Source organism: Bradyrhizobium sp. (assembly GCF_035484855.1).
Classification (GTDB): Bacteria; Pseudomonadota; Alphaproteobacteria; order Rhizobiales; family Xanthobacteraceae; genus Bradyrhizobium.
This window is the reverse complement of the sequence record NZ_DATHOP010000078.1, coordinates 27,354-40,659: the sequence shown is the minus strand read 5'-3', so window position 1 is coordinate 40,659 and position 13,306 is coordinate 27,354. Positions and strand designations below refer to the sequence as shown.

Annotated in this window: 10 protein-coding genes; 2 read left to right on the top strand and 8 right to left on the bottom strand. The window is 63.2% G+C overall.

The genetic code is table 11. The features are described from left to right. Positions 1 to 83 precede the first annotated feature (83 nt). Positions 84 to 1,451, bottom strand: a complete 1,368-nt coding sequence (locus tag VK804_RS08755) for a sensor histidine kinase (RefSeq protein ID WP_325369958.1) — start codon at positions 1,449 to 1,451, stop codon at positions 84 to 86. 67 nt (positions 1,452 to 1,518) lie between these two features. After that, the gene (locus tag VK804_RS08750) at positions 1,519 to 2,196 is read right to left on the bottom strand and encodes a response regulator transcription factor (protein WP_325369956.1); all 678 of its coding nucleotides are present in this window, start codon (positions 2,194 to 2,196) and stop codon (positions 1,519 to 1,521) included. 437 nt (positions 2,197 to 2,633) lie between these two features. Between VK804_RS08750 and VK804_RS08745 the strand changes: the two genes are divergently transcribed. Further along, positions 2,634 to 2,849 (top strand): hypothetical protein, encoded by a 216-nt coding sequence (locus VK804_RS08745; RefSeq protein ID WP_325369954.1) that lies wholly within the window; start codon positions 2,634 to 2,636, stop codon positions 2,847 to 2,849. Continuing rightward, positions 2,825 to 3,292: a hypothetical protein gene (locus tag VK804_RS08740; RefSeq protein ID WP_325369952.1), complete on the top strand. Its 468-nt coding sequence runs from the start codon at positions 2,825 to 2,827 to the stop codon at positions 3,290 to 3,292. Before VK804_RS08745 ends, VK804_RS08740 begins: the two co-directional genes overlap by 25 nt. A gap of 316 nt (positions 3,293 to 3,608) precedes the next feature. On the opposite strand, the gene VK804_RS08735 is transcribed toward VK804_RS08740, so the two are convergent. The 6 genes from VK804_RS08735 to VK804_RS08710 all read right to left on the bottom strand — a co-directional run bounded on the left by VK804_RS08735 (position 3,609) and on the right by VK804_RS08710 (position 13,082). Beyond that, entirely contained in the window at positions 3,609 to 4,433 is an 825-nt protein-coding gene (locus VK804_RS08735; protein WP_325369951.1) for a hypothetical protein, read from the bottom strand. Between the two features lie 18 nt (positions 4,434 to 4,451). After that, entirely contained in the window at positions 4,452 to 5,720 is a 1,269-nt protein-coding gene (locus VK804_RS08730) for an efflux RND transporter periplasmic adaptor subunit (protein ID WP_325369949.1), read from the bottom strand. Continuing rightward, the gene (locus VK804_RS08725; RefSeq protein ID WP_325369947.1) at positions 5,717 to 8,899 is read right to left on the bottom strand and encodes an efflux RND transporter permease subunit; all 3,183 of its coding nucleotides are present in this window, start codon (positions 8,897 to 8,899) and stop codon (positions 5,717 to 5,719) included. Before VK804_RS08725 ends, VK804_RS08730 begins: the two co-directional genes overlap by 4 nt. Positions 8,900 to 9,595: 696 nt before the next feature. Continuing rightward, positions 9,596 to 10,612: an LLM class flavin-dependent oxidoreductase gene (locus VK804_RS08720; protein ID WP_325369945.1), complete on the bottom strand. Its 1,017-nt coding sequence runs from the start codon at positions 10,610 to 10,612 to the stop codon at positions 9,596 to 9,598. Beyond that, positions 10,609 to 11,895 (bottom strand): threonine synthase, encoded by a 1,287-nt coding sequence (locus VK804_RS08715; RefSeq protein ID WP_325369943.1) that lies wholly within the window; start codon positions 11,893 to 11,895, stop codon positions 10,609 to 10,611. Before VK804_RS08715 ends, VK804_RS08720 begins: the two co-directional genes overlap by 4 nt. Beyond that, on the bottom strand, positions 11,895 to 13,082 hold the full coding sequence (locus VK804_RS08710) for a Xaa-Pro peptidase family protein (protein ID WP_325369941.1): 1,188 nt from the start codon (positions 13,080 to 13,082) through the stop codon (positions 11,895 to 11,897). The genes VK804_RS08715 and VK804_RS08710 overlap by 1 nt, the downstream gene beginning before the upstream one ends. Positions 13,083 to 13,306: the final 224 nt, after the last annotated feature.

Below are 13,306 nucleotides of genomic sequence, written 5' to 3'. Positions count from 1 at the left end.
GTGCAGCACCGTGGCCCGGCAGGATTTAGGATGAACTGCCCCGGCGCAACACTAAATTCCATTTTAGGATTTGCTGCCCGGTCTCACACCGGTTGCGGGTCGGGACAGATGATCTCGAGCCGACCGCCGGCGCCGGAGTGGATCGCGAGCCGGAAGCCGTGCAGCTTCACGATCGCCGCCACGAGGCTGAGGCCAAGGCCCACGCCCGGCGTGTTTCGTATCTTGTCGGAACGATAGAAGCGCCGCAGCACCGCATCGCGCTCCTGCTCGCTGATGCCGGAGCCGGTGTCGGCAACGCGAACAATTGTTTCACTGTCACCACGCAGCAGTTCGATGGTCACCTTGCCACCCTCCGGCGTAAACTTGATGGCGTTATCGACAAGGTTGGCGACCGCCTCAAACAACAGATCGCGGTCGGCGCGCACGTTCAGCTGATCTCGCGCCTCAACCCGCAAGTCGATGTTCTTGTTTTCGGCGATCGGTTCGTAGATATCGCAGATCTCCCTCAGCATCTCCTGCAACGGGACGCTGCCGAAGGCCGCCGATCGTCGGCTGTTTTCGATTTCCGCCAGACGCAGCAGCGCCGTGATGATCACCAGCGACTGATCGACGTTCGCGATCGCCTTGTCCACGACGTCCTGAAGCTGCTCCAGGCTGGTTGCGTTGGTGCGGCCGCGCTCGAGGGTGAGCCGGGCTCGCGTCAGCGGCGTCCGCAAGTCGTGCGCGATGTCGTTGCCGACGCCGGCAAGCGCGTGGATCATCGCCTCCATTTCATCGAGCATACCGTTGACAATGACGGCCAGCTTCGAAAACGGCTCGTCGATATTGCGGTATGGAAGCCGCTCGCGCAGATCGCCGGCGATGATGCGACGAACCCGTTGATTGACCTCTTCCACGCGCCTCTGCGCGCGCATGCTCAGCAAGGCGCCGGCCAGCAGGCACAGGCAAAGCGCCGGCAACAGGCCGAGCGCCAGTGCCTGGCCAACGACATGAGAAATCTCCCTGGTTTCGTCGACCTCGCGTCCGATCACCAGCGCGTTGCCATCCGGCAAGCGGCGGGCAATCGCGCGTATCGCGTGAGTTTGCGGCCCCGCGGCAAGCGTTCGAACGACGGTGACGCCCTGGACGGAATCGTCGATTCTCAATCCGGGCGGAAGCTGCTCGAGGTTGCCCGCCAGCTTGCGGCCGCCAGGGCCAAACAAACCGGCATATTGAACGCCGCGGGAATCCTCCTCCAGATGCGCATCGATCGCCATCCGCTGGCGTTCGCCGGACAGGCCGGCGAGATAGTCCAGTTGCTTCGCAACCATGATATCGGATCGGGCGATCAGGTAGTCGTCCGTCTTCCAATAGATGAATCCAAACAGCACGATGACGAAAACCGCGAGCACGCCGGCCACTGCAAGTGCCCAGCGAAAGGTGGTGGAGCGCATGAATTGGGGTTGACGCATCGGATCTCGCTGCCCGGACATCCTGCTCCACGTCAACGAGGGTACATTGAGGCCGGACATCCGAACCTTATGGTCCCGTGCGTAGAATGAAACCGGAGCCGCGAACATTGTGGATCATAGGGGTTTCGCCGGGTCCGTCCACCTTGTGACGCAGCCGACCCATATGAACGTCCACGAGATTCGTCGCCGGAATGAACTTGTAATTCCAGACTTCCTCGAGAAGCATGGCGCGGGTCAGCAACTGATCGCTCCGCTGCATCATGTACTCGAGCAGGCGAAACTCCCGCGGCAAGAGATCGATCACGCGATCTCCGCGCTTGGCGGTGCGCTCGATCAAATCGAGTTCCAGCGGCCCCACCCGCAATATCGTCTCGCGCGATTCCGCTGGCCTGCGCAGCAACGCCTCTACCCTGGCAATGAGTTCCACGATCGCGAAGGGCTTGGTGAGGTAGTCGTCGCCCCCCATCCGCAAGCCGCGTACGCGGTCATCGACGGCGCCGAGCGCGCTCAGCACCAGCACCGGGGTGTGCACCTGTTCCTTTCTCAGCGCCTCGATAACGGTGAGACCGTCCATTCCCGGCAACAGCCGGTCGACGATCATGGCGTCGGGCCGCAGTGATCGCGCTTTGTCGAGGCCTTCGATGCCATCGGCCGACCATTCGACTTCAAAGCCGCGATCGGCCAGTTCGGCTGTGATTTCCTCGGCCGTCTCGCTGTCATCCTCGATCAGGAGTACTTTTGCCATCGATCGATCCCCGGCTGCGGTCAAAGCATTCGCAGGGCTGGAGCCTGTCGGCCCCGAAGTGTTAGGCTTGCCTGAGACCAATGCCATGTCAACGACCTGCGATTGCCATAGGTTTCGTCCAAAAAGAGCCGGACGGCGTCGCCCGCTATGCTAAAGGAGGTGGCACGGCGTACGCCGCCCGCTCTGCGGCCATATGAGCACCGCCTCCGGGGGCAAGCGCGGTGCGGCCGCTCATAAGGATAATAGGCTTGCCGAGGGTGCCGTGCCATTAAATAGCATTTTAGAATCAGCCAAATAGCCGGAAGCTGCTCGAGCGTTGCCTCGCGCCGTGTTGAAACCCTGTGAAGGAAACGTTGCTTTGATCGATCGATCCGTTCGCCACTTCCGTCAGGGAGCCAGCACTATTGGCTTTCTAATGGAAAAATGGAGAACTCGAAATGACCAAACTTCTGTCGACCACGTTGATCGCCGCAGCCATGCTCGCAACTCCCGCCATGGCTCGCGAGAGCCACGTCAAGGGCGCCAATGCGAGCAATGCGACCACCGAGCGCTATGTTGACGGGCGTGCCTGCGTTCCGGCTCCGGCCGTGGGCGCGTTCGCGACGCAACCCTGGGACAATGGCCCGCCTTGCGAACCGATGACGGCTTACTGATCCGCCCGGACCGCGAAGAGGTCGAGCTGAAATTCCATCGGCCCGACCTCTTTTTCATGCCGCTTCATGCCGCCGGCGGGCGTGCGCGACCGCCAAAGAAATGGATGTACTCGGCGAGGCAGCCACGCCGAATGAAATTCAATTTAGTGGCACGGCCTGATGACCAACCTATCTCCGGTTTAAACGGCACATCGTTCCAAGAGCATGGTGCGCAACGGATTGGCGAGATAACGATGGATACGCAAAGCAAGAGGCTGCACCGCGGCTTGAGACCTGTCATCATCAGCGCGATTGTCGCAATCGGGGCTACGGCAGGAATCCTCTTCAACGACTTCGGCCCGAGCAGCGCTCCGCAGGATAGCCGCACGGCGAGGATGGTCACCGCCGCGGCGATTTCCAGGGCCGGCGCGATCGAGATTCCGTCGAAGCCGGCAGCCGTCTAACCGGCCTCCCGGGCGAACCTGATCCCAACAGGCTTCCATCACCCGTAAAGAACTCCCGGGCGATCGAGCGATGGTCCGGACCAGGCGCTTCACGAGGTCTTCAACCAAATCGTTGTTTAGCCTTGCAGGCACCGCGGCATTCCCGCATCAGCAGCCGGATGGGGACGACACGCCGGGCGTTGCCGCGGCGCCGGTGGCATTAGCCGCTGGCATCATCCCGGGGGTCGCCAGATTCATCGTCGTGCTCTCGGCGCAGGCCGGCGTGTTCGGCGTGGGCACCACTGTCATGGTCGGATCGATACTGGTGCCGCCAAGCTCAGTGATGGCCGGTTGTATCGTGCCAAGCGGAGGGCTCGCCGGAATTTGCGGCGTTGAGAGCGGCAAAGCCGCGCCATTGGCGGATGGGCCCCCCGGCGTAGAGCTGCATACGGTGCTCGAGGAGCTGCCGATCGGGGCTAGCGGCGCAATGTTTCCGGTCGTCGTGATGGCGATCGGCGAGGGGATAGTCCCCAACGGAGAACCTGGTGCCATCGCGGCCGCCGGCGTCATCGTCGACGACGTTGTCATCGTGGTTGTGCCGGGCATTGACGTATTGCTCGGCACCGTCGATGGCGTCGGTACGGGCGCTGGAGCCAGGGAAGGCGACGGCAGGGGCGGCACCGCGGGCGGCTGCGGCGCCGGGATGCTCGAGCCGGGAAAATCGGTCATGAATGATGTAGCTGGCTGCGCGGATAGCGTCAGGAATGGCGCGGTCGCGCTTGCGGTCGTCGGCGATGCGGTCGTAGGTGTCGCGGAAACCGGTGGCATCGTTCCGGTCGTGCCAGCCATCGCTGACATGGAAGCAGCCGGCACGGCAGGCGTGCCAGCCGCGATTTGCGTTGTCGGCGTGGCGCAGGTCACGACCGTCCCCGGCGTTGTGGGATCGGAAGCCAGCGGCACGGGTGCCAGCGTCGTATCGGGAGCGCCCGGCTGGGGTTGCCGCCGAGAACGGACTCGGGCCGTTGAGCGGGGAAGTGACGATTGTCCCCGGCGTCGATGGAAGGCCCATGGCCGTGCTGCCCATGGTGGAGACCTGCGCCAGACCGGCGTGGCAGCCCGACAACAGGACGGCTGCAGTGAACAACAAGCGTCGCATCGCCATGGCTGCCTCCGCGCCGATCTAGCTTGTCTGCGTCTTGCGCACGGCGACCCTGCTGCCTTCCGCGAGGTTCACCATCGGATTGAGGATGACCTGATCGCCCGGCTTGACGCCGTCATGCACTTCGACTTCCTTGCCGAAGTCGCGCGCGATCGTGATCTTCTGCATGTGGGCGACGCCGTTCTCGACGACCGCGACGTGAAGCCCGTTCTCGTCGAACACCACCGCATCGGCCGGTATGATCATGGATGGTGTCTTGCGCGGGATGAACAGCTCGACCGTGCAATAGATGCCAGGGCTGAGCGCGCCGTCCGGGTTGGGCACGTCGATCTCGGTCAGCAGCGTTCGGCTGCCGGGCTGCAACGCGCTGGCGATCCGCGTCACCTTGCCGGGAAAGGTCCGATCCGGAATCTCCGGGACACGGACCACCGCATCGACGCCGGGTCCAAGCCCGAATGCTTCATCCTGGGGGACGAACACCTGGGTGCGGATCACGTTCGGGTGCATCAGCGTGAACATGAAGGTCGATCCCGACGTCACCAGGCTGCCATTGTCGATGTTGCGCTGGGTGATCACACCATCGAACGGTGCCACCACCCGCTGGTAGGCCTTCTCCTGCTCGAGAACTCGAATTGCGGCCTCCTGCGCGGCAATATTGGACTGCGCCACCGCCACCGCGGCTTGCTGCGCCCGCAGGGTCAGACGATCATTGTCGCCCTGCTGGAGCGTCAGCCACCCCTGCGTGACCAGCTTGCTGTCGCGCGCATTGGTGACCTGCGCGAGTTCCTGGCTTGCCTGTGTTTGCTGCAAGGTGGCCTGGTCCTGAGTCAGTGTCGCCTTGGCCTGCACAATCTGGTGGTCCAATTCCGGGGCGGTGATATCAGCCAGAAGGGCTCCGGCCTTGACCCGATCGCCGATGTCGACGTAGCGCTTTTCAATATAGCCATTGGTGCGCGCGAAGATGTTGGCCGCCTCGAAGGCGGTCGTCGTGGCCGGCAAGGTGACGTTGATCTTGCTCGCGCCGGCGCGGACGGTCGCCACGCGAACGTCGGGGACAAGGGTGCGGCTTTCCTGCCCGGTAGCCGCGACCTCAAGCCGGCCCTGGTAGTGGCGCCAGCCTCCCAGCGCCAGGCTGCCCGCGAGCAACAGCAGCGCACTTGCCCCGAACAGGGCGCCTCCGTAACCTCGCCGCTTGGGCGCAACGCTCGGTTGCGCAATAACCCGATCGGTTTCAGGATCGAATCGGTCCTGGACATCTGCATTTCTGGGCCGTTCAAGGATCTCGCTCATTCCGGAATTTCCTCGAATACGCCATGGTGAGGTTTTCCGTCGTTGCCCTTACGCAGCATGGCAAACAGGTAAGGCACGATCAGCAACGTTGTCGGCGTCGCGAACAGCAGGCCGCCGATGACGGCGCGCGCAAGCGCCGCATTCTGTTCCTCGCCGGCGCCGCCGATCGCCATCGGGATCATGCCGACGATCATCGCGGCGGCGGTCATCAGCACGGGACGGATTCGGGTATGGCCGGCACTGAGCGCGGCCTCGAAGGCCGAATGTCCCTTGAGCTGCTGCTCGCGGGCGAAAGTAACCAGTAGAATCGAGTTCGCCGAAGCCACGCCGACCGCCATGATCGCTCCCATCAGCGACGGTACGTTCAGCGTGGTGCCGGTGATGAACAGCATCGTCACGATGCCGCACAGCGTCGCCGGCAGCGCCAGGATCACGACGAAGGGATCGCCGAAGGTCTGGTAGTTCACGACCATCAGCAGATAGACGAAGACCGCGGCGAATAGCAGGCCGATGCCCAGATCACGGAAGGAGCTATTCATGCTCTGGATCTGGCCCACCACCTGGATTGAATTGCCGGGCTTCATCTTTTTTTGCAGTTGCGTCGTGACCTTGTTGATGTCGGCCGCGACGCCGCCGAGATCGCGGCCCTGCACGCTGGCATAGATGTCAAAGACCGGCTGGATATTGGTCTGGTTGGAGTTGGTCGGCACCGTATCCCGCTTGAACGTCGCCACATTGCTCAGCATGCCCGGGACGATTTGACCGCTGACCGCCAGCGAGGTGGAAACCGGCGTATCCGCGAGCGCGTTCAGCGAATTGACTCTGTACTCCGGCGTTTGCACCGCCAGATAATATGGAATCCCTGAAGTCGGATCGGTCCAGAAGTTGGGCGACACCTGCTCCGAAGAGCTGAGGCTAACATTGATGTTGGTGGCCACCGTGCTGGCGTTGAGGCCGAGTTGAGCGGCGCGGGTCCGGTCGATCTGGGCGTAGAAAGCCGGAGCGTCGACTTCCTGCTGCAGATGCGCATCGACGATGCCGGGAATCCCGGCAAGCCGGCGCTCGAGCTCCCTTGCAACCGAAAGGTTGTTCTTGTCGTAGCCCACCGTTCGGACGTCGATCTGCGCCGGCAGTCCGAAATTAAGAATCTGCGTCACGATATCGGCCGCCTGGAAATAAAATACATCTTCCGGGAAGGCGACCGGCAGCACCTCACGCAATTTCTTGATGTAACCGGCGGTGGGCTTGTGACCCTCCTTGAGCGCGACCTGGATCACGCCGTCATTGATCCCGATCGTCGAACCGTCGGAGAAGGCCAGATTGTAGGCTCGCGCCGGTAATCCGATATCGTCGACGATCAGCGCGCGGTCTTTCTCGGGAATGACCTCGCGGATCTTGTCCTCGACTGCCTGGAATATCCGCTCGGTGGATTCGATGCGCGTTCCGGCAGGCGCGCGAACGTGGAGCTGGATCTGGCCGGCATCGATCTGCGGGAAAAAGTCGCGGCCGACGGACAACAGCATCACGGCGCCGAGACCGAGAATAAAAACGGCAACGACGGGTACAATGAACCGTCGCCGAAGCAACACGGTAAGAAATGCCGAATATCCGTCGCGCATGCGTTCGAAGCCGCGGTCGAATGCGGCGGAAAGCCGTGCGAACCGGCCCGGGGGGACGCCGTCGCCGGCGTGACGGCGCTCACTTTTGAGCAACAGGCCAATGGTGATCGGGGTCAGGGTCCGCGATAATCCGTAGGAGGCCAGCATTGCAAATACCACCGCGAGTCCAAGCGGCGTGAACAAATACTTGGCCGGTCCGTCCAGAAACACCACCGAGGTGAATACGCAGCTGATCGCAAGCGTCGAAACCAGGGTCGGCACCGCGATTTCAGCGGCGCCATGCAGCGTCGCCTCGGCAAGCGGCATGCCCTCTTCGGTCCACAGGCGGTGGGTGTTCTCGATGGTCACGGTGGAATCGTCGACCAATATGCCGACCGCCAGCGCCAGACCGCCGAGCGTCATGGTGTTGAGCGTCTCGCCCAGGAAATACAGCACGACCAGCGACGACAGGATCGCCAGCGGGATCGAAATCATCACCACCAGCGTCGAGCGCCAGGATCCGAGGAAGACCAGAATCATCAGCGCGGTCAAGCCCGCTGCGATGGCGCCTTCGCGCAGCACGCCATTGACCGAGCTCGTAACGAAGACCGACTGGTCGAACAGCTCGTTGATCTTGAGGCCGGCGGGCGCTGCGGCGCGGATGGCCCCGAGCGCCTGCTTCACGCCGTTGACGACTGCGAGCGTGGAGGCATTGCCGTTCTTGATCACGCTGAGCAAAACGGAGCGGCGGCCATCCTCACGCACGATGTTCTGCTGCACCAGCGAGCCGTCACGGACCTGCGCCACGTCCTTCAGGAAAATGGTGGCGCCGTTGGCGAACTTGACCGGGATCTTGTTGAGGTCGTCGATCGTGGTCGGCGTCGCGTTGGTTCGCACCGTATATTGGATGTTTCCGATCTTCGCGGTCCCCGACGGCAGCGTCAGGTTCTGCGTATTGACGGCGTTGACGATGTCGAGCGGGGTCAATCCGCGCGACAGCAGCTTGTCCGGATCGATGTCCACCATGATCTGGCGATACTTGCCGCCGGCCGGCGTCGGCAGCGTGACGCCCGGAACCGGGGCCAATTGCTGCCGGACGCGATAGATGCCGAAGTCATAGAGTTGCTGCTCGTTCAGGCTGTCCGAATTGAGGCTGAGCTGCAGCACCGGAACGCTGGATGCATTGAACTGCACGACGATCGGCGGCTGGATGCCGGGCGGCATCAGCGCGCGAATGGAATTGGTGGCGGAGACGATTTGCGCGATGGCGAGGTCGACATTGACGTCCGGCTGGAAGTAGATCTTCTGGATCGACAGACCGTTCAGGGTCTGGGCTTCCATGTTCTTGATGCCGTTGACGCTGGAGCTGATGGAGTATTGGCTGTAGGTGGTGACGCGCTGTTCCATTTCCGGCGTGGTGAGGCCGGTGTAGCTCCAGATCACGGTCACGACCGGAATGCGGATGACGGGGAAAATATCCGTCGGCATCGTCCGGATGGCGGCGACGCCGAGAAACAGGATCAGCGCCGCCACCACATAGAATGTGTGAGGAAATCGGAGCGCGAAACGAACAATGCCCATGGCCTATCCTCTATTCGCGCGCCGGTCCGCCGGGTTCCGCAAAATGACTGCGCCGCAGGGCGTCATCGCATCATCCAATCTGTGGAAGAAACCACACGCTTTCGGATGAAGGAGCGCGAGAACAAAACCATCGTTACCTCCGGACACCATCAGCCATTGCCTGCGGGATGGCCCTGCGATCCCACCTTGCGTTTCCTTGTTTCTTGATGGGTCGCCCAATAAAACACCCGGCACGCAAGCGCGGCTCGGGTTCCACGCGAACATGGCGCCCGGTCGCCGCGTTCTCAATTAAAAACCGATTTAGAATTCCGAATGCTCTTTTCCTGATGCGCGCGTTTGATGAAAGCACGACGCGTCGCTTCAACAAGGGTCACCAGCCAACAAGCAGCCGTGATCAACTTGATGCCAAAACTCAAGATCCGGTGAGCAGCCGCAGACACGGCAATCAACGTCATCACCCCGTGCGGCCGCTTCTGAAAATGGAATCTGGTGGTGGCCCTTAAGTGACACGCACGATGGTCACGCTCAGGCAAGGCGCGGGAGGCCGCTCAACGCTCAAGGCAGCCCATGGTCAGTTCGGCGCATCGCGGTGGCCTGTTTCAACAAATCGCTCAGCGGCGGTGCCGCCAGCGAGGCGCCAAGCCCCCGAATGCCATGCGCTCCATTGCTGCTCTCCTCGCCTTCGCATCATCCATGTCAGGCCACGCCGGCATTGACTTTGGCCATCACGCCGCTGGCGAACCACTCGACCTGGTCGTTCATTTCGGCGACGGAGCTCGCCGGAAACATCAGGGCGCAGCAATGGTCGACGCCGATCGCCCGCAACTTGTCGATCTTCTCCAGGATGATTTCGGGCGACCCGACCAGATTGGCAACCACCTGATGACTGAGATCGCGGCCGGTATAGGCCAGCGACCGCCGATGCGCCACCAGGCCGCTTGCCATGTAGCGCTGTTCCGCAGCCTCGAGGGTTTTGTCCACGGTGACGGAAAATTGCGGCGCGATCTCGATTTCGCCGGGATCGCGGCCAAGTTCGCCGGCGCGCGCCTTCAGCCGGGCAATCCGGTCCTTCATTTCCTTCAGCGGCCGCCAACCGGGCAGCCAGCCCTGTCCGTAGTGCGCGGCACGCTCGACCATTTCGAGGTTGTGGCCGCCGACATAGAGCGGGAAAGGCTGCGCCCGGCTTTTTGGAAACATTTCGAGGTTCTTGAAACTGTAGTAGCGACCCTCATAGCTGCTTCGGGGCTCCTCGAACAACAGCTTCAAGGCCTGCAGGCCCTCGTCCATCATGTCGCCGCGGCGCGCCTTGGCCACGCGCGATCCGCCCCATGCCAGAAATTCCTCGCGATAGGCGCCGAGCCCAACGCCCATGATGAAGCGTCCGCCGGTCATCTGGTCGAGCGTGATCGCCTGTTTCACCAGGTAGACCGGATCGCGCATCGGCAGCACGGTCAGCGCGGTACCGAGCTTGAGCTTTGTGGTGACCGCCCCGATCGCCGCCAGCACCATCATCGGTTCGTAGAAATTCGGCGGCTTGCCGGGATAAAGCGCGCGCACATAGTCCTGGGTGGTGACGTGATCGTTGCCCCACACCGAATCGTAGCCGAGCCGTTCGCACAACTGGCCCTGGGCGATGAAATCCTCGGGTCCGGCGAACGGAATCGGAACCATCACGCCTTCGAACCCGGTCGACAAGCACACGCTGAATTTCATGCGCACGTCCCTTGCGCCGTCCGCGGCTGATCGGGGAAGATCTTCGACGCCGTCAGCAGCGCCACCGCAGCTTCGAAATTCGCGGGAACCGGCAGCAGATCCTGCTGCTGCGCCGCCGTGGTCGCCGGGTCCTTCAAGCCGCTGGCCGTCAACAATGAGACCACCGTCTGCGAGGGAGCGATCCGGCCGTCCAGCGCCAACCGCTCGACCGCAGCAAGGCTGGCGGCGGAGGCCGGCTCGACGAACAAGCCCTCCTGCTCCGCCAGGATCTGCTGCCAGCGCATCATCTCTGCATTGCCGACGGTCAGCGCCGTCCCTCCGGACCGCCGCACGATATCCAGCGCCTGATAGGTGCCGCGGGTCGCGCCGATCGACACCGCAACGGTTTCATAATTCTTTCGCATGTCAGGCAGAGCGTCTCCGCCCTCGGCCAGCGCGGCGCCGATCGACCCGTAGGTCTCGGCCGCCACCATGCGCGGCATCCGGTCGGTCCAGCCCAGCGCCATCATGTCCTCGAAACCGCGCCACATGCCGAGCAGCGCGTCGCCGTAACAGACCGGCAGCACGCACCAGTCGGGCACCATCCATTGCAGCTGTTCGGCGATTTCGTAGGCCAGCGTCTTGTAGCCCTCGATGCCGTAGGGATTGCTGCCGACCACCGGGCCAAAGAACGGCGAGGTTGGAAACCAGCCGTAATGGCGCACCGCGTGCTCCATCAGCTTCCAGCGGTCGTCCTTGTTTTCGCAGGCAACCACGGTCGCGCCGTAGGCGCGCATTTGCGTCAGCATCGGACCGCTGGTGCCCTTGAAAGTGAAGATCACGCAGCGCAATCCGGCCTTCGCGGCATAGGCGGCCGCCGCCGCGCCGGCGTTGCCGGAGGAGCTCGACACGATCACCCGCGCTCCCATCCGCTTGGCCGACGACACCGCGAGGCAGGCCAGCCGGTCCTTGAACGACCACGTCGGATTGCGCGTCTCGTCCTTGCCGAGCCAGTTGGCGAGACCAACTAGGCCGCCGGCGCGATCAAACCGATGCAGCGGTGAACCACCCTCGCCGAGGCTGACGGCCTCGGCCGCGCTTACCGGCAACAGGTCGCCGTACCGCCACAGGCCGCTTCCGGCATCTGCAGCTGGGCGCGGACGCGGCGCCAGCATGGCCGGATCATAGGCCAGCATCAGATTGCTGCGCGCCACCGGCCGGCACGCCGGGCAATCCCGCGCATAGTGATCCGCCGGATAGCTGGCGCCGCACCGGACGCATTGAAGGCCTCGCACCTGCGCCATCAGACGACCCGCAACTCCGTGCCGCTTACCATGAAGGATTCGACTCCATCGCGGGTGACGACGAGGGTGTCCTCGACCTGGAGGCCGGCGAACCCCATTTCGTAATATGGAGTCTCGACACAGATCACCATGCCTTCCTCGAAAACGTCCGTGCTCGATGGCGCGATGTTGGGCGCGTCATAGCCGTCGAGGCCGATACCATGACCGACATGACTGCGCTGGTAATGTCCGATCCCCTCGCGCCGCACCGTTTCGACGCAGGCCTCGAACACATCGGCGGCGCGTACTCCGGGCCGGATCATGGCGATGGCGCGTTCGAGCCCGACGCGGATCGCGCGATGATAGTGCGCCAGCTTGTGGTTTGGCTCGCCGAGCACGCCGTTGCGCGCAATATCGGCGCGGTAGTGCCGGTAACGTCCGCCGACGTCGAACCGGATCACGTCGCCACGCGCAAGCTTCCGCTCCGAGGGCTGCACGTTGGTCATCGCGCTGCGCGCCCCAACCCCGATGCAGCCCAGCACCGGCAGGCCTCCTTCGGCGATGGTCCTGCCATGGAAGGCGCGCGCCAGATCCATTTCGGTTGCGCCTTCGCGCGCCGCCGCCAGCGCCGACTGGATCGACAAGTCGGCGATCTCCGCGGACCGCCGCAACCGCCGAATCTCTTCCGCGGTTTTGATCGCGCGGGCGTAGCGAAAAACGTCGGCCGCGCGGACCAGTGTCGCGTCCGGAAGTGCCTCGGCCAGCCGGTCCCAGTATTGCGGCAGGATGCCGATTTCATCGACACCGATCCGCGCCCGCTGCAGTCCGCGCATCTTGATCGCCTTGACCAGCGCGCCGACCGCCTCGCCCTCGTCGTCCTGCGCCATCAGTTCCGCGATGCGGCTGTCGTGGGCGTCGAGCGGCACGTCCGGCGTCCGTTCGATGACAAATTTTCCGAACCGCAGGATGTCCTTCACCCACACGTTGGGATCGGCGGCGAGGTCGATGAGGCCCGAACTCGCGATCACCACCGGCTCACCCAAAGCCGGCACCGGCGTCAGCACATAGGCTTGCGGACCGCGGCGGATCCACTGGCTCATGGCCCAGAAGCCGCTGGCATAGGTTACGTTCTCCGGCATCGTCGCGACGAGGGCGTCGAGCCGGCGCTCCTGCATGCCGGTGAACAACCGCATCGAATTCATCAGCATGGCCGGGAGACTCTCTGCGGCAGGCGAACGGGCACAAAGACGACGCGTACCTTTAATCGGAACACCGTTCCTCGAGGGGACGAGCCGATGTAATCGGCGCCCGCGGCGCAAGTCAAGCATCGGCACCGGGCACCATGCATCGCCGGAAACAATGCGCACCAAAAGCATAGCCCGCTGCTGCGATCCTGAGCAAAATCGGCGCGGCGCCGGGAAATTGACGAGCC

What these genes read in the sequence shown, in the direction of transcription:
- VK804_RS08755 (WP_325369958.1), bottom strand. Translation starts at nt 1,451, where the DNA reads ATGCGTCAACCCCAATTCATGCGCTCCACCACCTTTCGCTGGGCACTT.
- VK804_RS08750 (WP_325369956.1), bottom strand. Translation starts at nt 2,196, where the DNA reads ATGGCAAAAGTACTCCTGATCGAGGATGACAGCGAGACGGCCGAGGAA.
- VK804_RS08745 (WP_325369954.1), top strand. Translation starts at nt 2,634, where the DNA reads ATGACCAAACTTCTGTCGACCACGTTGATCGCCGCAGCCATGCTCGCA.
- VK804_RS08735 (WP_325369951.1), bottom strand. Translation starts at nt 4,433, where the DNA reads ATGGCGATGCGACGCTTGTTGTTCACTGCAGCCGTCCTGTTGTCGGGC.
- VK804_RS08730 (WP_325369949.1), bottom strand. Translation starts at nt 5,720, where the DNA reads ATGAGCGAGATCCTTGAACGGCCCAGAAATGCAGATGTCCAGGACCGA.
- VK804_RS08725 (WP_325369947.1), bottom strand. Translation starts at nt 8,899, where the DNA reads ATGGGCATTGTTCGTTTCGCGCTCCGATTTCCTCACACATTCTATGTG.
- VK804_RS08720 (WP_325369945.1), bottom strand. Translation starts at nt 10,612, where the DNA reads ATGAAATTCAGCGTGTGCTTGTCGACCGGGTTCGAAGGCGTGATGGTT.
- VK804_RS08715 (WP_325369943.1), bottom strand. Translation starts at nt 11,895, where the DNA reads ATGGCGCAGGTGCGAGGCCTTCAATGCGTCCGGTGCGGCGCCAGCTAT.
- VK804_RS08710 (WP_325369941.1), bottom strand. Translation starts at nt 13,082, where the DNA reads ATGCTGATGAATTCGATGCGGTTGTTCACCGGCATGCAGGAGCGCCGG.